This is a genomic window from Kitasatospora cathayae, assembly GCF_027627435.1.
GTDB classification, from domain to species: domain Bacteria; phylum Actinomycetota; class Actinomycetes; order Streptomycetales; family Streptomycetaceae; genus Kitasatospora; species Kitasatospora cathayae.
The window spans coordinates 7,425,853-7,443,878 of record NZ_CP115450.1; the positions used below are offsets into that span (position 1 = coordinate 7,425,853).

Annotated in this window: 15 protein-coding genes; 2 read left to right on the plus strand and 13 right to left on the minus strand. The window is 70.8% G+C overall.

From position 1 onward, the window contains the following. The 8 genes from O1G21_RS33585 to O1G21_RS33620 all read right to left on the minus strand — a co-directional run bounded on the left by O1G21_RS33585 (position 1) and on the right by O1G21_RS33620 (position 10,416). Positions 1–978 (minus strand): lantibiotic dehydratase C-terminal domain-containing protein, encoded by a 978-nt coding sequence (locus O1G21_RS33585; protein ID WP_270149006.1) that lies wholly within the window; start codon positions 976–978, stop codon positions 1–3. Continuing rightward, the gene (locus O1G21_RS33590; protein WP_270149008.1) at positions 971–3,616 is read right to left on the minus strand and encodes a lantibiotic dehydratase; all 2,646 of its coding nucleotides are present in this window, start codon (positions 3,614–3,616) and stop codon (positions 971–973) included. The genes O1G21_RS33585 and O1G21_RS33590 overlap by 8 nt, the downstream gene beginning before the upstream one ends. Beyond that, the gene (locus O1G21_RS33595) at positions 3,613–5,175 is read right to left on the minus strand and encodes a nitroreductase family protein (protein WP_270149010.1); all 1,563 of its coding nucleotides are present in this window, start codon (positions 5,173–5,175) and stop codon (positions 3,613–3,615) included. Before O1G21_RS33595 ends, O1G21_RS33590 begins: the two co-directional genes overlap by 4 nt. Continuing rightward, positions 5,172–6,821 carry a TOMM precursor leader peptide-binding protein gene (locus tag O1G21_RS33600; protein WP_270149012.1) on the minus strand — a complete coding sequence of 550 codons (1,650 nt, stop codon included), beginning with the start codon at positions 6,819–6,821 and terminating at the stop codon, positions 5,172–5,174. The genes O1G21_RS33595 and O1G21_RS33600 overlap by 4 nt, the downstream gene beginning before the upstream one ends. Beyond that, positions 6,814–8,775 (minus strand): hypothetical protein, encoded by a 1,962-nt coding sequence (locus O1G21_RS33605; protein ID WP_270149014.1) that lies wholly within the window; start codon positions 8,773–8,775, stop codon positions 6,814–6,816. Before O1G21_RS33605 ends, O1G21_RS33600 begins: the two co-directional genes overlap by 8 nt. 121 nt (positions 8,776–8,896) lie before the next feature. Next, on the minus strand, positions 8,897–9,073 hold the full coding sequence (locus tag O1G21_RS33610; RefSeq protein ID WP_270149015.1) for a thiomuracin/GE37468 family thiazolyl RiPP peptide: 177 nt from the start codon (positions 9,071–9,073) through the stop codon (positions 8,897–8,899). A 49-nt stretch (positions 9,074–9,122) separates the two neighbouring features. After that, positions 9,123–9,299, minus strand: coding sequence for a thiomuracin/GE37468 family thiazolyl RiPP peptide (locus O1G21_RS33615; protein ID WP_270149016.1), 177 nt, complete (start codon positions 9,297–9,299; stop codon positions 9,123–9,125). 52 nt (positions 9,300–9,351) lie between these two features. Further along, entirely contained in the window at positions 9,352–10,416 is a 1,065-nt protein-coding gene (locus tag O1G21_RS33620) for an LLM class flavin-dependent oxidoreductase (RefSeq protein ID WP_270149018.1), read from the minus strand. Between the two features lie 550 nt (positions 10,417–10,966). Between O1G21_RS33620 and O1G21_RS33625 the strand changes: the two genes are divergently transcribed. Continuing rightward, the gene (locus O1G21_RS33625) at positions 10,967–13,006 is read left to right on the plus strand and encodes a radical SAM protein (protein WP_270149020.1); all 2,040 of its coding nucleotides are present in this window, start codon (positions 10,967–10,969) and stop codon (positions 13,004–13,006) included. A 96-nt stretch (positions 13,007–13,102) separates the two neighbouring features. Here the strand turns inward: O1G21_RS33625 and O1G21_RS33630 are convergent, their stop codons facing one another. The 5 genes from O1G21_RS33630 to O1G21_RS33650 all read right to left on the minus strand — a co-directional run bounded on the left by O1G21_RS33630 (position 13,103) and on the right by O1G21_RS33650 (position 17,025). Beyond that, on the minus strand, positions 13,103–13,705 hold the full coding sequence (locus O1G21_RS33630) for a response regulator transcription factor (protein WP_270149022.1): 603 nt from the start codon (positions 13,703–13,705) through the stop codon (positions 13,103–13,105). After that, positions 13,702–14,817 (minus strand): sensor histidine kinase, encoded by a 1,116-nt coding sequence (locus tag O1G21_RS33635; RefSeq protein ID WP_270149024.1) that lies wholly within the window; start codon positions 14,815–14,817, stop codon positions 13,702–13,704. The genes O1G21_RS33630 and O1G21_RS33635 overlap by 4 nt, the downstream gene beginning before the upstream one ends. After that, positions 14,814–15,560 carry an ABC transporter permease gene (locus O1G21_RS33640; protein WP_270149025.1) on the minus strand — a complete coding sequence of 249 codons (747 nt, stop codon included), beginning with the start codon at positions 15,558–15,560 and terminating at the stop codon, positions 14,814–14,816. Before O1G21_RS33640 ends, O1G21_RS33635 begins: the two co-directional genes overlap by 4 nt. Further along, positions 15,557–16,459 carry an ABC transporter ATP-binding protein gene (locus O1G21_RS33645; protein WP_270149026.1) on the minus strand — a complete coding sequence of 301 codons (903 nt, stop codon included), beginning with the start codon at positions 16,457–16,459 and terminating at the stop codon, positions 15,557–15,559. The genes O1G21_RS33640 and O1G21_RS33645 overlap by 4 nt, the downstream gene beginning before the upstream one ends. Positions 16,460–16,602: 143 nt before the next feature. Continuing rightward, complete coding sequence (locus O1G21_RS33650) at positions 16,603–17,025, minus strand: winged helix-turn-helix transcriptional regulator (RefSeq protein WP_270149027.1); 423 nt, start codon at positions 17,023–17,025, stop codon at positions 16,603–16,605. 701 nt (positions 17,026–17,726) lie between these two features. Between O1G21_RS33650 and O1G21_RS33655 the strand changes: the two genes are divergently transcribed. Further along, the gene (locus O1G21_RS33655) at positions 17,727–18,011 is read left to right on the plus strand and encodes a mycothiol transferase (protein WP_405000747.1); all 285 of its coding nucleotides are present in this window, start codon (positions 17,727–17,729) and stop codon (positions 18,009–18,011) included. The last annotated feature ends 15 nt before the right edge of the window (positions 18,012–18,026 follow it).

Sequence of the window (18,026 nt, forward strand, 5' to 3'; positions counted from 1 at the left end):
TCACACCGCGCACAGGTCGAACGCGGCCCTGGTCAGCAGCAGCCGCAGGTGGGACTCCTGTGCCAGGTTGATGCCGAGCCGGTTGCACATCAGGTGCGCGCACCGTTCCACGATCAGCTGCGGTACCAGGTGGTTGATGTGTCCCAGCACGTCGGCGGGCGCCTCGAAGCTGGGGTAGGCGTCGAGTCGGCCCAGCAACTCCAGTTCGACCAGGGTGTCGTTGAGCTCCCGCACGGTCGACAGCCAGTTGCTGACCACGGACGCCTCGGGCAGCGCGACGCCCCTCGTCGCCGCCCACACCGTCTCCAGACTGCCGCGCAGCTGGGCCTTGTTCGCGTCGAAGTGCCGCTCGAACTCCGCCGATCCCAGCAGCTCCGCCGCCGCGCCGCCGCTTTCCACCATGAACCGTGCTTGATAGGCGAGTTCGGGCAGGATGCCGGTGAACAGGGTGCGGTTGGCGGCCAGCATGGCGAAGGCGTCCATGGCCCGCTGCCCCGGGGTGCGACCTCGGGCGATCAGTTCGACCGCCAGCACGCTGGCCGCCATGAGCTGGTTCTCGACCGCGGCCAGCGCGCGGCCCGTACCGAACACCCCGGTCTCCGGCACGTAGTCGATGAACGCGACCGAGTTGTCCGGGTGCAGCACCGGGTCGTGGCTGGTCATGCGTTCCAGCTCGGCGAGACCGGGCGCGGATTCGGCGTAGTCCTGCGCGGAGATCGGGGATTGCGACGGGGACGTCCGGTAGAACTCCGCGGCGGTCTCCTCGATGACCGAACGGACCTGCTGGACGTGTTCCGGCCGGGTGAGCACCCGCAGCCGCACGTGCGGGCCGCCCTCCCAGTAGCGGAGGAAGAAGAAGCCGTCGGCCTGTCCGGCCCGGCGCAGCCGTTCGACCGCGGGCCGGACGACACCGACGATCACGGCATCCTGGTCGGCGTGGTAGAAGAGGTGGGCGCTGACCCAGGTGCGATCAGACATAGGTGACTCCAGGCTCGTTGAGTTCCACGATGTACTCGGCGACGCGCTCGCCGCGGATCTGGCCGGGGTCCGGCACCATCTCGCTGATCTGCACGATCGCGTTCGGCTCGGCGAGCCGGCGTTCGAATCCGAGCAGCAGCAGCATGCTCGCGAAATCCAGGTAGTTCGGTTTGGCGTCGTTGCCCGGCCCCCGGCCGGTGCCGTCCCGGCCGATCGTGCCCGGGTCGAGCACGGTCACGAAGCACCGCTCGGGGATGCCGTGTTCGGCCAACCAACCGGCCATCCTCAGCATCCAGGCCGCGTCGGTGGTGGCGTCCGTCCGCCGGGGCAGCCGGTCCGCGCGGGTCATCCACATGGCGCGTCGCAGCACGACGTTCCCCACCATCAACCGCGGCAGGTGGAGCACGCCGTCGTCCGCGCGCGGGTCCGAGGTCATCCGGAGTTCGGTGTGCGGGCCGAACCAGGTGTTGGACTCGCCGAACGCCTCGACCATGAACCGCGCGGCGGGCGGCAGCAGCCGGTCACCGAGCCCCGGGTGCACCGGGCAGATCTGCTTGCCGAGCCGCCGCGACACCAGCGCGAGCAGCCCGTCGTCGCCGCGCCGCACGTACAGGTCGTTGACCGGCAGCAGGTCGTCGTGCTCGCGCGAGCTGCGCACACCGGGGTAGTCGACGACCAGCCCGACACCGGGCTTCCGGACGTTGATCGCGGACCGGGCCACGGCCTCGAACTCGGCGAAGAGCACGTCGTCACGGCCGGCGGCCAGCCCCGGTTCGGCCGGCGCGCCGTTGTGCAGGTCGAGCGTGTCCAGGATCTGCCGCACCCGGTTGCGGCCCCGGCCGAAGCCGCAGTTGATGTTGTTGACCACCAGTTCCGGTCCGTGCGCGGCCTCGGCGAGCTGGCAGTAGACCGCGACCGAGGTCGGTGTGCGCACCCAGTCCGGCCATTCCTCGGCCAGTGCGCGCACCTCCTCGGGACCGACGCGGACCACGCTGTCCCGGTCGGGCGTCCGTTCGCCCAGCAGCCGCTTGGCGGCGGTGCGCAGGCGGTACAGCTCGCGCACGGCCTCGACCGGGCTGTCCTGGCCGGCGAACCGGCTGTGCGTCGGCCGCGCCGCGCGCGCGGCCGGGGGCGCCTCGTCCGCGGCGGACTGTTCGGCCAGCACGTCCCGGTAGAACACCAGCAGCGGAACCTCCGCGCCGGCCGGGTAGCGGCTGTGGAACAGCGAGCTGAGCGTGAGCTTGAACGGCAGGTCGGGCCCGATCAGGCCGAGCAGGGTGCGCACCGCATCGAGGTCGTCCAGCAGCGGCTGCCAGCTCCTCCGGTCCAGCACGGCCGTCGTGCCGGGGTGCACCGCGTTCTCGTAGAAGCTGTACCGGCCGAACTCCTGGGCCAGCTTCGGGCTGTTCAGGTGGGCGTGGTCGCCCACCTCGCGCAGGGCCGTGTCCAGACCGCGGATCACGGCGTCGCGGACGGCGACCCGGTCGCCGGGCGCCTCGATCGTCGAGTAGCTCGACAGCGCCTCCTGCACCCCGTGCAGGGTGCGGTCCAGCCGTTCCAGGCCGGGCTGCCGGAGCTGGTGCAGCCAGGCGCGCAGGTCGGCGACCGGGTCCGGGGTCTGGTCGGCGAGCGGCGGCACGAGTTCCAGCACGCCCAGCGTCACCAGGCGCCGGAGGAACACGTCGACCTGGCTCCCGTCGGTCGCCTGGGCCAGGAGCGTGCCCCGCAGATCGTCGAGCGTGCTCCCGGGCGTGATCAGTTCCATCACCCGGCGCAGGGTGGGGGTGAGGGCGAGGCTGTGCACGTGCTCGGCCGGACGCCGCCCCAGGAAGACCAGCGTGTCATCGGTGGCGGTGGCGCTGGGGTTGATCCGGATCGGGCAGCGGCCGACGACCTCCGGGCGCTCGCAGACGGCGCGCGCGATCCGGTGCAGCGACCCGACGCTGATGTCGGTCGCGGTCGCCGCGGCGACCTGCCCCCCGGACAGCTCGACCAGGGCGTCGGACCGGCTCCAGGAGGCCAGGCCGCTGGTGGTGAACGTGCTGTACGGGCTGGTCTTCGCCGCCGAACGGGCGAGGTACTGCGCCAGGCGCAGCACGGTCTGGCGCTGCGGCGCGCGTCCCGTGCCGAACCACTTGCGCAGGGCCAGGAACGCGTCCGGATTGGCGTGCACGAGCCCGAGTTGGAACGCGGGCAGCCGGGCCGCGGCGCCCAGCGCCTGGCAGCTCGCGGCCCAGTCCTGTTCGAGCAGGTCCGGCAACTCGGCCGTCAGCCGGTCGCGTTCGGCGAGCCGCGCGGTCCATTCCCGGACCGGGGCGGTCAGTTCGGCGGGCAGGTCGGCCAGCCGCGCGGGATCGACCCGGCGGCCGCGGTGCACTGCCCGGCGCACCGCGACCAGTCCGGCCTTCCGCTCGCCGTCGCCCGCGGCGCCGATCGCGGTGTACAGCTGGTCCGACAGAGCCCCGGCGGCGTCGGCGATCTCGGCGCGCAGCCGCACCAACTCCCGGGCGGCGTGCCAGCTCAGCGCACCGCGCAGCCCTTCCAGCACGGCGACCGGGCTTCCGGCGAGGCGGACCACGGCGGCCGAGCCGGTCAGGTGATGCGCCTCGCCGGGGCGGGCTTCCGACAGGCTGGTCATCGGTCCACCTCCTCGGGTTCGACGGGTACGATCACGCGTCCGCCCGGCCCCGTCCGGGCCAGCAGGATCTGGAAGACCGGCGTGTGGCGTTGCTCGGTCAGCCCGAGGGCCGCGCGGACTCCCTCGGCGTGGTAGGCGTTGACGACCCGGCCGGACAGGCCCTGGGCCGCGGCCGCGACGCACACCCGGTGCGCGAGTAGCCCCGCCTCCTGGTTGATCACGCGGTAGCCGCGGTCGCCGAAGGTGTCGAACGCCCAGTCGCGGTCGCCGATGAGGTGGACGACGGCGTTCATGTCCCGGAACACCGGTCCCGGGATGGTGACGCGCTCGATCGCGGTGATGGCGTCGACGCCGCCGGCCGCGCGGGCGACCGGGTGCAGGGCGCCGGTCTGCGGGTCGAGCCGGTAGACGCCCGCGGGTATTCCGGTGAGGTCGCCGACGCTCAGGAACATCTCCAGTGGGACGGGCGCGCCGGCCGGGACGGCGTCGCTGGTGACCCCGGCGCGGGCCCGGGCCAGCCGGGCCCACAGTTCGACGCCGTCGACCCGGGACGCGACCGGCCGGAAGATCCCCGGGCCGGAGTCCCGGGCGCGCAGGACGTCCGCCAGGTTCACCTCCGGAACCTCGGTCCCGGGCAGGGCCAGCGGTTCGCCGTCGGACACGACCGGTACGACCGGTTCGGCCGTGGCGAAGGCCGCGGTGTCCACGCGCAGCGACGCGCGGTTGACCTCGGTCAGCGTCGGGCAGGTCGCTGCGACCCGCAGTCCGCTGCGCACCACGTCCGGTTCGATCGGGTCGATGCCCGCGGCCAGCGCCGCGGCCGTTTCCACGACCGGGGCGCGCCGGGTGACGGCGCCGGCCAGGTGCAGTGGCATGACCAGCAGGGCCGGTTCCTCGTCGGCGTCGAGTCCGAGCAGTCGGTGGACGGGCTCGTCGACGAACTGGTGGTGCAGGTGAGCCCGCAGACCCATGGACCGCGCGACCAGGTCGATGTTCCCGGCGAGCAGGCCCGCCTCCTGGGTGCACAGGCGGTAGGCGTAGTCACGGTAGATGTACGCGGCTTTGGCGAACAGCCCGGAGAGCACGAACACGGCCTCCGGCAGGCTGCCCGCGGTTCCGGTCGCCCTGGTGAGCAGTCGTCGGTGGTCCCCGTCGCGTAGCAGTACCAGCACGTCGTGGGCGGCGTCGTAGTGGTAGACGCCGTCGGCCAGGCACACGTACAGCTGGACACCGAACAGGCAGCGCGCGGACGCGACCATCCGGTGGTACGGCCAGGTGCCGTTGGTGTCGAACTCCTGCCGGGAGATGCCGTAGCCGTAGCGCAGCAGCGTCGCCAGCGCCGAGTCGTCGAAGGCCTCGACCGCGGTCAGCTTCCCGGGCACCCTGGTCGTCAGCGGGCGGCGGGGCCGGCCGCGGTAGATCTTGAACTTCAGCGGCTCGTCCGGGTTGCCGTACTCCGACTGCCGGGTTCCCATCGCCTCGGCGAGGTCCTCCAGGGTGACTCGCCAGAACTCCCGGCCGACTCCGTCCTCGCGCTCGATCACGGCGTCCTCGATCACGGGAAGGGATGCGGGTGCGGATTGCGCACCTGGGGCAGCCGGGGCAGTCCGGTCACTCGCCGGGCCGTGTGCCCGAAGGTCATCGGCACCGAGCCCGGTGCTATCACCTTGACGCATCTGAAGCCTCCCGATGCCTGTTCCGTGGAGGTGGTGTCGACGGCGACGACGTCCATGCCGGCCGCGGCGAACCGCCGGACGGACTCGTCGAGATCCGCGCCGATGTCGGTGTTGCGCGGCCAGTTCCAGCGTTCGAGTCCCTGCTGCCAGGTCAACGCCACCGGGTCGTCGGTCAAGAAGGAATACCGGTCGAAGGTGGCCGGGTTCGCGGCGCAGAGCAGGTGGTCCGCCATCGACAGGACGTCGTCCGGATGGTCGGCCAGGTGCCGGGCACGGTCGAGCCAGCCCGGATCGAGCGCGAGCACGGTCACGTATTCGACGGTCTGGCTGAGTTCGTGCAGCGCGGCCAGGATCGCCTCGGTCGGGCGCAGCCCGCTGCCGCCGGTCGACACGGCTCTGGGCCGTTCGGTTCCGGTGACGTCCTCGGCGAACGTCCAGAACGACGGAATCCCGTGTTCCCGCGTGGTGTCGAAGACGCGCACCCGGTAGCCCTGGCGCTCGATGCGCTCGGCCACCAGCGCGATCCTGCGGTCGGGTACGGTGGCCGGGTCGATCTCGGGCAGCGGGGTCCGCCCGTACCAGGCCATCAGGAAGGCGTCACGCTCGGCGACTTCGAGGATGCCGTGCAGCACCGCCTCCTCGTAACACCCCCCGAGGGCGCAGCCGCTGGAGATCTCGCACGCGAACCCGGCCTCCCCGCCGGACAGCCGCAGCCGGTAGTAGACGAAGCTCTCCGGCACCAGCACCGGCCGGTCCTGGCCGAAGGAGTGCCCCCACACCCAGTTGGTCACCGCGTCCTCGGTGAACTCCCGGTAGGGGAAGCCCGGGACGCCGAACCGGTCGTCGGGGTACAGCCCCAGCGAGCGGGGATCGATCGCGTCCTCGGCCACCTCGGCGTAGCTCGCCGTCACGCTCGTCCGCTTGCTCGGCGCGTACGCGGCGAGCCGCTCCAGCGACTCCGCCACCGCGATGGCCCTCGCCGACACGAAGTCCCGGGTGCGGCCGTAACCGGCCGCCTCCATGGTGACACCGGGCACCGCCAGCACGGCCTCGGTGAACGGGAACGAGTGCTGCGCGTAGGCGGTGATCGAGGGGATCAGGCCGCTCTGCCCGTCGACGTAGGTCGCGTCGAGGCCGCTGGGGTCCAGCAGGCGGACGCGGCTCGACTCGGGCGAGAGCTTGGGCCGCGGCTCGCGGAGAATCCTCGCGCCCTGTTCGGTGTCGATGGGCACTGCCGAACACGCGGGGCAGTGCGGATCGGTGAGGAAGCCGTGCCGGGACAGCGTGAGCGCGGCCGGGTCGACGGTCCAGAACCGCTGCGCCCCGGACCCGGCCGAGGCCAGCTCGGCGACGGTGTCCGCCAGGAAGGTCGGCAGCTCCCGGTGCGGCACCGCGGCGGCCATCTCGGCGGCGCGTTCGGCGGAGGCCGAGGCGGCGCGCCGGGAGCGCAGACACTCCGGGCAGCCCGGTGGCCACGGCCCGACGATCACCTGCTGCGGTTCGAGGAGCACCTGGGGCTGGTCAGCCATGGACGACCACGGCGCGCACCACGAACGGACACAGCTCGGCGACGAGCGGATCGTGGTCGAGCGGTACCGCGACCACGCGGCCGCCGTCGCGCGTCAACCTCGTGACGACCTCGTCGAGGGTCACGGACGCCGGCCGCGCCCCGGCTTCCCCGCGCAGGTGCTCGGGCAGGTCGGGCACCTGCGCCGGCGCGTAACCGGGCTGGTTCGCGGCCCGGGACTGGTAGGCGAGCAGCGTCCGCTCCAACCCCTTCTCCAACGCGACGTCGACGTCCAGATCGCTCGTGCAGGCGACGGTGGCGTCCGGAGTGGTGAACGCGAACGTGGGCAGCCCGAGCAGGTCGGAGAGGTCATGGACCTCGAACGCCTGGTCGACGATCTTCAGCAGCTTCAGGTAGCGCGCGCCGCGCGGGGCCAGCTCCACCGCGTCCAGGTCCAACCGGGGCAGCGGTTCGGTCGCGGCGGAGAGTGCCGCGGCGACGTTCTCGGTGGCCGCCGCGACCACGGCGGCGCGCACGGCCGCGGCCCAGTCGTCCCCGGAGGCCGCGGTCCGCGCGGGGAAGACCTCCGCGGCGTCGACCGCGACCGGCTCACCGGTCAGCACGTCCGAGCCGTACAGCCGGTCGCCCTTGCGGGAGTCGACCATGACGGCCGCGTAGCGCTCGAAGGCGTGCCGGACGGCCCGCTGGCGCGACTCGACCACGCTCTCGCCGCAGCCGTGGACCGGGAACGGACCGCCGGCCAGGCCGACCGGGTCCGAGACCACGACCTCGCTGACGAACAGCGGCAGTTGTTCGTAGTCGCGTTCGGTGACCTCCGCGAACACGCCGGTTCGCGGTCCGACGCAGTCCACCGCGCGCCGGGCCAGCTCCTCGTCGTCGACGGGCGCCGCGGCCGCCAGTGCGGCCAGCCGGGCCGGGTCGTCGGGGACGACGGGCCGGGCGAGCGGGTGCGCCAGGAAGGGGTGCTTCGCGGTCTCCAGGGTCTCCAGGTCGAACCGGACCAGGTGATCCGTTCCGGCGCCCGGGTCGATGCCGGTGAGGTGCCGGAAGGCCGCGAAGCACAGCTGGTTGGCGACCAGGGCGACGGTGGGGCCGCGTAGGAAGTCGCTCGGCGCGGCCTCCGGGTGGTCGCGCAGATCCGCGCCGACGAGGTCCGGTGCGAGCGCGCGCAGTCGGCGCCAGGCGGACTCCCAGGCGGTGGCGTCGCCGTCCTTGCCGATCACCGGGCCGAGCCAGGCCTCGTCGCCCGTCACGACCGCCTGTGCGAAAGCGGCGCCCGCGGAGCTCGCGATCTGCGGAAGCAGCAGGGCGCGTTCGATCATCGGGCGGTCCGCTACGTGCAGCACCATGGTGGCGTCGGCCGCGATCCGGTCGAGCTGCTCGGCGTCGACGTCCAGGTAGGCGATCCGCTGCTCCGGGTCCTGCGCCCGGCCCGCGGCGAGGTGCTCGGCGATGCGGTCGCGGTCGAGCTCGCCGAAGGGGGCGAGGGACACGGTGCGCACGCCGGAGCGCAGCTGCGAGTTGGTCAGGGCCTGCAGCAGCGGGCCGGATCCGGCCAGCACGATGCCGCTGTGGCGGTAGTGCTCGAAGCGCAGTTCCGGCGACTCGGTGAAGTACTCGATGAAGGCGATGTTGGCCGCGTAGGTCTTGGCCAGGTCGGCGGGCAGGGTGTGCGGACGGTCGTCCAGGACGTTCTTGACGTAGCCCTTGCCGAGCAGCAGCATCGTCAGCTTGGCCAGGTTGGCGCGGCTGGCCTCGGGCGCGGCCGCACAGAGTTCGCCGAGGGTCCTGGTGCCGTCCAACAGCGGTGCGATCCGTTGGATGAACTCGTATGTCGACGCACCCTTGAGCATCGACCCGCCCAGGTTGCTACGGATGTAGGCACCCTCCGGCACGCGCATGACGTAGACGTCCCCGCGCAGTCGCGGCCGGATCCGCTCGACATTGACTTCCATGACCACCGTTTCTTCACGCCTTCGTTGATGCCTGGTCAGGAGAAGGACCGAGAGCCACCCGGTCCCCGTTCACGAACACGCACCGGCTAGAGCACAGGTGCCGGGGACATCAGCACCTGGATCAGGTGCAGGAGCAGCACGGGCAGCAGCAGCAGCAGCTGCTCTGGCCGCCGGAAGCGGACAGCTCGGTCAGGCCGTAGCCGGCCGTCACCGACGCGGGCACCACCTCGCCCAGGTCCACCAGCTCGAAGGCGCTGTCGTCCAGCACCAGGTCGTCGAAACCCTCCATGACGTGCATTCACCTCCCTTCCCGTTCGATGCCGATCAGTGGTCATCGCCGCACCGGATCAGGTGCAGGAGCAGCACGGGCAGCAGCAGCAGCAGCTGCTCTGGCCGCCGGAAGCGGACAGCTCGGTCAGGCCGTAGCCGGCCGTCACCGACGCGGGCACCACCTCGCCCAGGTCCACCAGCTCGAAGGCGCTGTCGTCCAGCACCAGGTCGTCGAAACCCTCCATGATGTGCATTCACCCCCATTCTTTTCTCGGTGCTGCCTCCCCTGTTTCGAGGAGGCAACAGTCACAGTGATTTCACCTCGGGCAGAACCTTGTCGCAGAAAAGCTCCAGGGTCTGCCCAGCCTCGGCGAGCGGCATCGCGCCGAAATCGATCTGCCACAGGATTTCGTCGACGCCGCCGATGTGGTTGTTGAAGGCGCGGATGCGGTCGATGACCGTGGCCGGTGAACCGACGATCGCACCGCCTTCGGTGAAAAGCTTGGCGGGCTGCAGGCCGCGCAGCATCCAGCCGAATCCGGAGTAGCCGCGGTAGGCCGAGGATTCCCGGCGGTCCCACGGGTTCACGGCCTCCGCCCACACGTCCAGGTAGCGACGCAGGTAGGTCGTGGCGATCTCCTCCGCGCGCTCGTCGGTCTCGGCGACCACCAGCGGCAGGCTGGCCGTGACCCGGGGGCGGAGCCCGGAGCCGCCGTGCGTGGCCTGGAACGCGTCGCGGTAGAGGGTCAGGTGGTCACGGAACTCGTGCGGCGAGATCATCGGGGTGATCAGCAGCCCCAGCCCTTCCGTGCCCAGCCAGGCGAAGTTCTCCGGGGTGCGCACCGCGGCACCCCACATCGGCGGATGCGGCCGCTGGGTGGGCCGCGGCAGTCCGGTCACGTCGCGATAGGAGAAGAACGGCGTCTGCTCGCTGACCTTCTCCTCGGTCCAGATCCGCCGCACCGCGCGGATGGTCTCGCGGAACCGGTCGGTGCTCTCGTCCATCTCCACGCCAAGCGCGTCGAACTCGTCGGGCAGGTAAGCCCGCGCGAAGCCCACGTCGAGCCGGCCGCCGCTGATCGCGTCCACCTGTGCGGCTTCCGCGGCCAGCTGGATCGGGTGGTGGAAGACCGGCAGCACGCAGCCGGTCATCAGCCGGACCGAACTCGTTCGGGCGGCCACGGCGGACAGGAAACCCAGCGGACTCGGGCAGTATCCGCCGTAGTGGTGGAGGTAGTGCTCGGTCATCTTGACGGAGTCCAGTCCGCCCGCCTCGGCCCGGACCGACAATTCCAGCGCGTCGCTGAAATAAGTCTGCGGAGATTTCGTCTCCGGCGTGCAGTCGGGAAGAAAGGAAAGCCCGAAGCGCACCGATACCACTCCCTAACAACCGGATATTCGCCAGATCGGCGGCTGGGGTTAACACCCGCACGATTCGGGGCCGCTCGGCGCCGTCGGGGTGTTTCGCAGCTGACGCTACATCGGGCCTGCGGGGTCGTCAATATTCAGGTGGCCAAGCCCAGTGCAGGCTCAAAAGCTCAACGGAAGCTCAAATTCATTCGGGCTCGCGCAAGTATCCCCGGAGATACCTAGGATGCCAGGAGTGCGTTATTGACGCCTCTGTCCGGCGCTGCAACGGTGTATATCCGTTGCCGACATGTGTGCGGCCGGCTCCTTGCTGCCGGGGTGAGTGTCCGGAAAGTCGCGAGACGACCCTGGAATAGGAAAGCCGCCGCACCTCCGGACGGGCATCGATGCGGGAAATCGCGCGGAACGGCGAGGGCCGGCTCCGTCAGTGACCTCGAGGCAGGAGAGGCGACGACTCCCCGTCGCGCCGAGGCGGTCGAGCCACGTGCCACTTCCGCGTGCGGAACGTCCACTCCACCCGACTGTGTACGGATGTGCAGCTATGACCTCCACGATGGACACGATCCACGTTGCCACCGCCGGCCGGCCGTCAGCACCGGCGCCCGCCAGGAAGAAGTCCGTACAGCTCGTCGAGTTCACCGCGATGCACGGCGTCCGGTACAGCGTCACTCTCGGCTATCTCAAGGCGACTTCGGTCGCTGACCCGGTCCTCGACGAGAGCTGCGACTTCCGGATCAGCGTGCGCGAGCAGAGCGGTGGCGTGCAGGCGATGACGGAGCTGCTCGACTCCTGGGACGAGCCGTTCGTCGTCGCGCTGACCGTGTTCTTCTGGAACCGCGCCCAGTCCCTGGAACTGGCCCGCCAGGTGAAGCAGCGGTGGCCGAACTGCCGTGTCGTGGTCGGCGGCAACGACGTCAGCCACCAGCAGGATCCACTCTTCACCGAGGCCCCCTGGGTGGACGTGCTGGTGCACGGCGAAGGCGAACTGCGCTTCCGAGACCTGATGCACTGCTTCCTCGTCGACGGCGACCTCGCCGCGATCCCCGGCATCAGCCACTGGTCCGACGGCGTCGTGGTCACCAACCCGGACGCGGACCGCATCACCGATCTGGAGCAGGTCGCCTCACCGATCCTCACCCCGGTGTACTCCGACGAGGAAATCGCGGGCTCGTCCATGATCGTCTACGAGACCAACCGGGGCTGCCCGTACAAGTGCGCGTTCTGCTACTGGGGCGGCGCGACGAACTCCAAGGTGCGGCAGTTCGATCTCGACCGGATCTTCGCCGAACTGGACCGGTTGATCCGGCTGATGCCCACGGACGCGACTCTCTTCATCGCGGACGCGAACTTCGGCATCCTCGCCCGCGACCGGCAGATCGCGGAGCACATCGTGGAACTCTGCCGGCGCCACGACAAGCGGCTGATCATCAGCACGAACTGGGCGAAGAACGGCAACGATCGCATCGTGGAGATCGCGAGCATGCTGCACGCCGCCGACCTGACCGGTGCGATCACGCTGTCCGCGCAGTCCTTCGACACGGAGGTGCTGAAGATCGCCAACCGGGCCAACATCCGCACCGACCACTACCGTCGGCTGCTCTCCCGGTTCCGCGATCTCGACGTGCCCACCTACACCGACCTGATCTGGGGCCTGCCCGGCGAGACCTACGAGTCGTACCTCGACGGTGTCGAGGAGGTGCTGACCGCCGGCGGATCGCCGGTGATCTACCCGCTGCTCCTGCTGAACAACACCGACTACTCGCGGGAGTCCTTCCAGGAAAAGCACAAGGTGACGACGCGCTGGATGCCCTGCGACGTCACCAATCCCGACCTAGTCGCCGACGTCGTCGTCGCGCACGACACCATGACCGTCGAGGAATGGGTGCACGGCATGGGGTTCCGGGTGGCCATGACGCTGTTCCAGAAGATCCTGCTGCGCTGCGCGCTACGCGTCATCCACTCGACCACCGGTGTCCGGATGGTCGAACTGTGCGGGAAACTCTGGACGTTCCTGCTCGACGACTGCGCCGACCCGTTCCTGCGCGCCGTCGCCCGCAACGTCGCCGCCGCCCACGAGGAACCGACCGCCGTGGACATGGCGCTGCTCAGGACGGTCATCGGCGACCGGGTCGTCGTGCCCGAAGAGGTGCACTTCCAGGCGCTGCTGTGCCGCGCGATCACCACCGAGCGCGCCACGACGGACCTGCTCAACGCCGCGGTCGACTGGCTGTGCGCCGAGCTGGCCGACTCCGGATTCCGAGTCGACCGGGTGCTGGTCGACGGCGCGCTGACGCTCGACATCGCGGCGACGACGATCCTGCGCGCGAGCATGCGCGGGGACCTCGACGAGGCGCGGTTCGCCGTGCCGCGGCAGGCCTGGGACCTGCTCGTCACCTCCGGCGACGTGCCGTCGAGCCTCGACGCGACCGGGCAGGGGGGCACCGTGCGCGGCACGGTGTGGGCGCCGCCGCGCTGGGTCCACTACCCGATCAGCGTGTACGCGCTGTCGATCTGGCACGGCACCGGCCGGCCGCTGCACGACCTGCTGTTCGCACTGCCCGACCGGCTGCCGGCCCACCCGTTGACCGCCTGACCCCGCCGGCGGCCCACCCGCTCACCGCCTGACCCGGCCGGCGGCCCGCCACCGGGCTCGACCGGCCGGGCCTTGGCCAACCTGCGCGGATCCGGGTCAGAGCCAGCCGCGCGTCATCGCGGTCCTGGCCGCATCCGTCCGGTTTCGCGCGCCCAGCTTGGCCATGGCACTGGACAGGTAGTTGCGCACGGTGCCCTCGGCCAGGAACAGCCGCGCCGCGATCTCGGCGTTGCTCGCCCCCTCCGAGACCGCGCGCAGCAGTTCGCGTTCCCGGTCGGTCAGCGGATCGGCCGCGTCCCACGCGGCCACCGCCAGTTCCGGCGCGACCACCCGTTCGCCGGCGTGCACCCGGCGCAGGGCCGCCGCCAGTTCGCCGATCGGCGCGTCCTTGAGGACGTACCCGGCCACCCCGGCGTCGACCGCGCGCCGCAGGTAGCCACTGCGCGCGAACGTGGTCACGATCAGCACCCGCGTGGGGTCACCCAGGGCGTTCAGCTCCACCGCCAGGTCCAGACCGGTGCGGCCGGGCATCTCGATGTCGGTCACCAGGACGTCCGGGCGGTGCTCGCGCACTGCGGCCAGCGCGTCGTCGCCGTTGGTCGCGGTCGCCACCACCGTGATGTCCGGTTGCAGGTCCAGCAGGGACGCGAACGCGCCCAGGACCATGCCCTGGTCCTCGGCCAGCACCACCCGGATCATCGGGCCACCTCGACCGGCACCGTGATGGTCAGCGTCGTGCCGGCCGAGCCGGTGCGCTGCACCGCGCCCCCGAGCTTCGCGATCCGCTCCCGCAGCCCGGTCAGTCCGGTGCCCTCCGGAGCCTCGCCGCCGATCCCGTCGTCCGCGATCACCAGCCGCACCCGCTCTCCGTCCGTGTCCAGTCCGATGTGGCAGGCGGACGCCCGCGCATGCCGGGCCACATTCGTCACCGCCTCCCGCAACGCCAGCCCCAACGCGTGCTCGGCGGCCGCGATCAGGATCAGCCCGTCCTCGAAGTCCACCCGCAAGGTCACCCCGGTCCCGGCCAGCGCTCGCCGCGCCGCCTCCAGCTCCGCACGGATGTTGGTCTGCCGCCAGCCGGTGACCGTGCTGCGCACCGCGGCCAGGGCCTCCCGCGCGTTGCGTTCGATCTCCTCGGCCTCGGCGCGCGCCCGCTGCGGGTCGGCCAGCACCAGTTCCTTGGTCAGCTGCGCCCGCATCACCACCGCGGTCAGTGAATGCCCGAGCAGGTCGTGCAGGTCACGCGCGATCCGTTCGCGTTCCGTGATGGTCGCGAGCAGTTCGACCTGCGAGGTGCGTAGCCGCTCGTTCTCCAGCTCCTGACGCCGGTCACGCTGTTTGAGTTCGAGCAGCCCGATCACCCAGATCAGCAACAGCGCCGATACGAAACCCCACAGCCGGTAGGGCATCGGGACCTGCGACACCAGCGCCGTGACACTGTCCAGCACGGTCAGACCCGCGAACCACAGCCGGGCGTCGCGCCACGGCAGCGTGTCGCCCGCGACGGCCGCCGCGTAGATGAACAGCACGCTCGCGTTGGTGTTGAACGGCGCGGTCAGTGTGCCGATCGCGGCCATCGGCACGATCGACGACCAGATGTGGCTCGCGGACGGGCCGCGCAACAGCGCAGCCGCCCACAGCACGGCGGTGGCCGCGCACACCGCGATCGCCAGCGGCCACTCCCACCACCGCGGATCCGGTGAGAAGTAGGGCTGCGCCAGCACGAACAGCAGGTAGCCGAGGTAGACCCAGTCCCAGGTCCGCAGCCGAGCGGCCACGGACCCGGGAACGGGGGCGTCAACAGTAGTCATATCCGCGCACGACGATAGGACATGGTGGCCACCGCGGTGGCCACCGCGGTGGTGACCAGCAGGGCGAGCACGTGGATCACCACGGTGCCGCCGCCGAGTTGGGCGAGCCCGAGCTGCGCGAGGTGGTACGTGGGCAGGAACTCCGCGATGTGCCGTACCGCCGAGGGCAGGAACTGGATCGGGATCCACAGCCCGGACAGCATCGCCAGCGGGAACAGCACCGCGTTGAGCAGCGCGATCGTCGCCCCCGTGCGGAACCGCAGCCCGACGGCCACGCTGAACAGCGTGAACGGGACGGTGCCCAGCAGCAGCACCGCCGCGACGCGCAGCAGCGCCCAGGCCGAGGCGTGCAGCGTGCCGAACGCCGCGGCCGCCACTCCCATCAGCGCCAGCACGCCCACCCCGTAGAGCAGCGCGGCGGCGGCCTTCGCGGCGAGGCTGATCCCGATCGGCACCGCCGAGACCCGCTTCATACGCAGCCAGCCCAGGTCCCGGTCCTGCGCCACCCCGATGCCCGGCTGCAGGGCGGCCACGGTGATCACCCCGTAGGTGCCGAAGGTGGCCACCATGGCCGTACCGGCCGAGAGCCCCTGTGTGGTGTCGTGCCCGTACACCAGGTTGAACAGGACGAAGAACCCGACGGGCATGAGGATGCTGAAGAACAGCGAGGTCGGCTCCCGCACGATCGCCCGCAGTTCGTCCCGCAACTCGACCCCGAAGATCCGTGCCGTCACCGCGTTCACGCCGCCTCCGCTCGGTCCGTCAGAGCGAGCACGGCTTCCTCCAGGCCCGCGTCCCGCACCCGCAACTCCGACAGATCCGGATCCCGGTCGAGCAGCACGCGCAGCAGGTCCTCGGGGGTGCGCGTCTGGATCCTCACCAGGTCGTGCTCGGGCGCGACCGACAGGACGCCCGGCAACCGGTGCAGTTCGTCGTGGTCGAGGCCGGTCCTGACGGTCACCGTGCGGTCCGGCAACCGTGACACCAGCTCATCCGGCGGCGCGTCCGCCAGGATCCGGCCGCGATCGAGCACCACCACCCGGTCCGCCACCGCGGCCGACTCCTCGATCAGGTGCGTGGTCACCAGCACCGCGGCGCCCTGCTCCCGGCGGCGCGCCAGGATCTGCCAGAAGTGCCGCCGGGCGTTCGTGTCCAGGCCGACCGTCGGCTCGTCCAGCACCAGCAGGACCGGCTCGGTGACCAGCGCCATCGCCAGCTGCACGCGCTGCTTCTGGCCGCCGGAGAGCTTCGACACCCGCCTGCCCTTCAGCTCGGTCAGCCCGAGTTCCGCCAGGACCGGACCGGCCGCCGACGCCCGCAGCCCACCGCGGACCGCGGCACCGGTCACCAGCTCGTTCACGGTCAGCGTGTTCGGAAAGCCCAGCGTCTGCTGCGCCACGCCCAGCCGCCGACGGGTCACCGCGCGGCGCGGATCCCCGCCCAGGATCCGTACGGTCCCGTGCTGGGGCGCGAGCAGCCCGACGGCTATCGTGACGAGGGTCGACTTGCCGGCCCCGTTCGGCCCGAGCAGTGCGACGCACTCCCCGGGATCGACCCGCAGGTCCACGCCGTCCAGCGCGACCGTCTCCCCGTACCGGTACCGTAGCCCCTCGGCTGTCATCACGGCCTGTGTCGTTCCCATGGTCACTACGCTCCCGCCCGTCGACCACCGTCGGTAGTGACGCCGCGTCACCGGCCCCGAGTGACAAATGTCAACCGCTGGTGCGACTGGCCGGCTCGGCGGCGGGAGGTACCCCGGGCACGTCCGGCACGGTCGTCGGAGAACTACCGGGGCGTCGAACCAGCTCCGGGGTCGGAGCTGCGACAGTCGTGCATGCGCCGGTCGTATTCCATTTGATGTGCCCGGATCTGGTCCGTGTTCGCGACCGTCCAGGCGCACAACTGGCTGAAAGGCTCCCACAGGGAGCTGCCGAGCGGGGTGAGGGAGTACTCGACGCCGACCGGCGAGGTCGGCAGCACGCGTCGCACGATCATCCCGTTGCGTTCCAGGCGGCGCAGGGTCTGGGTGAGGACCCGCTGGGTCACGCCGTCGAGGTGACGCTTGATCTCGTTGAACCGCTTGGGCTCGTCGAGGACCGTGAGCACGGCCATCGACCACTTGTCGGCGATCTGGTCGAGGATCGGGCGGGTGGTGTCGTCGCATCGGTAGGCGATGTCGAGGGCGGCACTGGTCTCAGAAGTGGCCATGTTCGTCTCTTTCGTGATCCTTACGATGCTGAAAGTGCGACATTGATGCCGCGCATTCGGCCGAGGGACGGCGAGGGTGGGCGAAAGCGGTCAGCAGATGCCGTGGGTGATTGAAAGTCGGACCATGGTGACAGCGTGGGTGGAGTCGTCGTCGGCCGCGTTGACGTCGCCAACACCCGTACCGGTTCGGACATCCGGCAGGTCGCAGCGGTGGCCGCCTCCGGTCGCTCTCTGGATTCCGGGACCAGCCCGGCGACCGCTCCACGAGTGGTTCTCGGGCCCGGCGGAGGGGAGTTCACGGCAGCGGCACTGACGGCCGGATTTCGTATCAGCGCTGTTCACCCAATCTGCGCGGAACGCGCGACGGCGGATCGATGAAGCGTGGCCTGTCGGCTGGACGCCGTGAGGCCGGACATCGTGAAGCTATGTACTTTGTGACGTTCGATCAATAGTTGGTCATGTTACCGAAACCTGACGGTTACATGACGAATGACTGACGCCGCGGTGGTACGCGTTCAGTCCGACCGCGTGGCGGCAACGGGGAGCGGTGCGCGCGGTCGGGCAGTCGACGTCGGCTCCCAGGGCCCCGGTCGAGGTCCGGGGAGGCGACGACGTCCCGCGGGCGATCAGCGGGTGGAGGCTGTGCCCAGCCACGACGGGGTGGCTTCGTCCTCGCCGAGAACCCCCCACGGTGCCGCAACGTGCTTCACGGCGAGCACACCAAGCCCCATTGGCCCCGTAGCGAAGGCGGTGCATTCGGTGTCGACACCGCAGACCCGGCCGAAGCGTTCGAGATCTGGCACGAGGAGCGTGCCCGATCCAACGCCATCGTGGACGCCGCCGAATCCCTCGACACCACCGGTCACTTCGGTAGGGACGTCTTTTCGCTCCGCTACATCCTCACCCACGTGATCGAGGAGTACGCCCGCCACAACGGCCACGCCGACCTCCTCCGCGAACGCATCGACGGAGCTACCGGGGGATGAGAGGCGGCCCCGGTC

Bases quoted from the DNA above. Each gene is read 5' to 3' on its own strand.
- O1G21_RS33625 (WP_270149020.1), top strand. From the start codon at position 10,967: ATGGACACGATCCACGTTGCCACCGCCGGCCGGCCGTCAGCACCGGCG.
- O1G21_RS33605 (WP_270149014.1), bottom strand. From the start codon at position 8,775: ATGGAAGTCAATGTCGAGCGGATCCGGCCGCGACTGCGCGGGGACGTC.
- O1G21_RS33615 (WP_270149016.1), bottom strand. From the start codon at position 9,299: ATGCACATCATGGAGGGTTTCGACGACCTGGTGCTGGACGACAGCGCC.
- O1G21_RS33630 (WP_270149022.1), bottom strand. From the start codon at position 13,705: ATGATCCGGGTGGTGCTGGCCGAGGACCAGGGCATGGTCCTGGGCGCG.
- O1G21_RS33600 (WP_270149012.1), bottom strand. From the start codon at position 6,821: ATGGCTGACCAGCCCCAGGTGCTCCTCGAACCGCAGCAGGTGATCGTC.
- O1G21_RS33645 (WP_270149026.1), bottom strand. From the start codon at position 16,459: ATGGGAACGACACAGGCCGTGATGACAGCCGAGGGGCTACGGTACCGG.
- O1G21_RS33650 (WP_270149027.1), bottom strand. From the start codon at position 17,025: ATGGCCACTTCTGAGACCAGTGCCGCCCTCGACATCGCCTACCGATGC.
- O1G21_RS33590 (WP_270149008.1), bottom strand. From the start codon at position 3,616: ATGACCAGCCTGTCGGAAGCCCGCCCCGGCGAGGCGCATCACCTGACC.
- O1G21_RS33610 (WP_270149015.1), bottom strand. From the start codon at position 9,073: ATGCACGTCATGGAGGGTTTCGACGACCTGGTGCTGGACGACAGCGCC.
- O1G21_RS33635 (WP_270149024.1), bottom strand. From the start codon at position 14,817: ATGACTACTGTTGACGCCCCCGTTCCCGGGTCCGTGGCCGCTCGGCTG.
- O1G21_RS33585 (WP_270149006.1), bottom strand. From the start codon at position 978: ATGTCTGATCGCACCTGGGTCAGCGCCCACCTCTTCTACCACGCCGAC.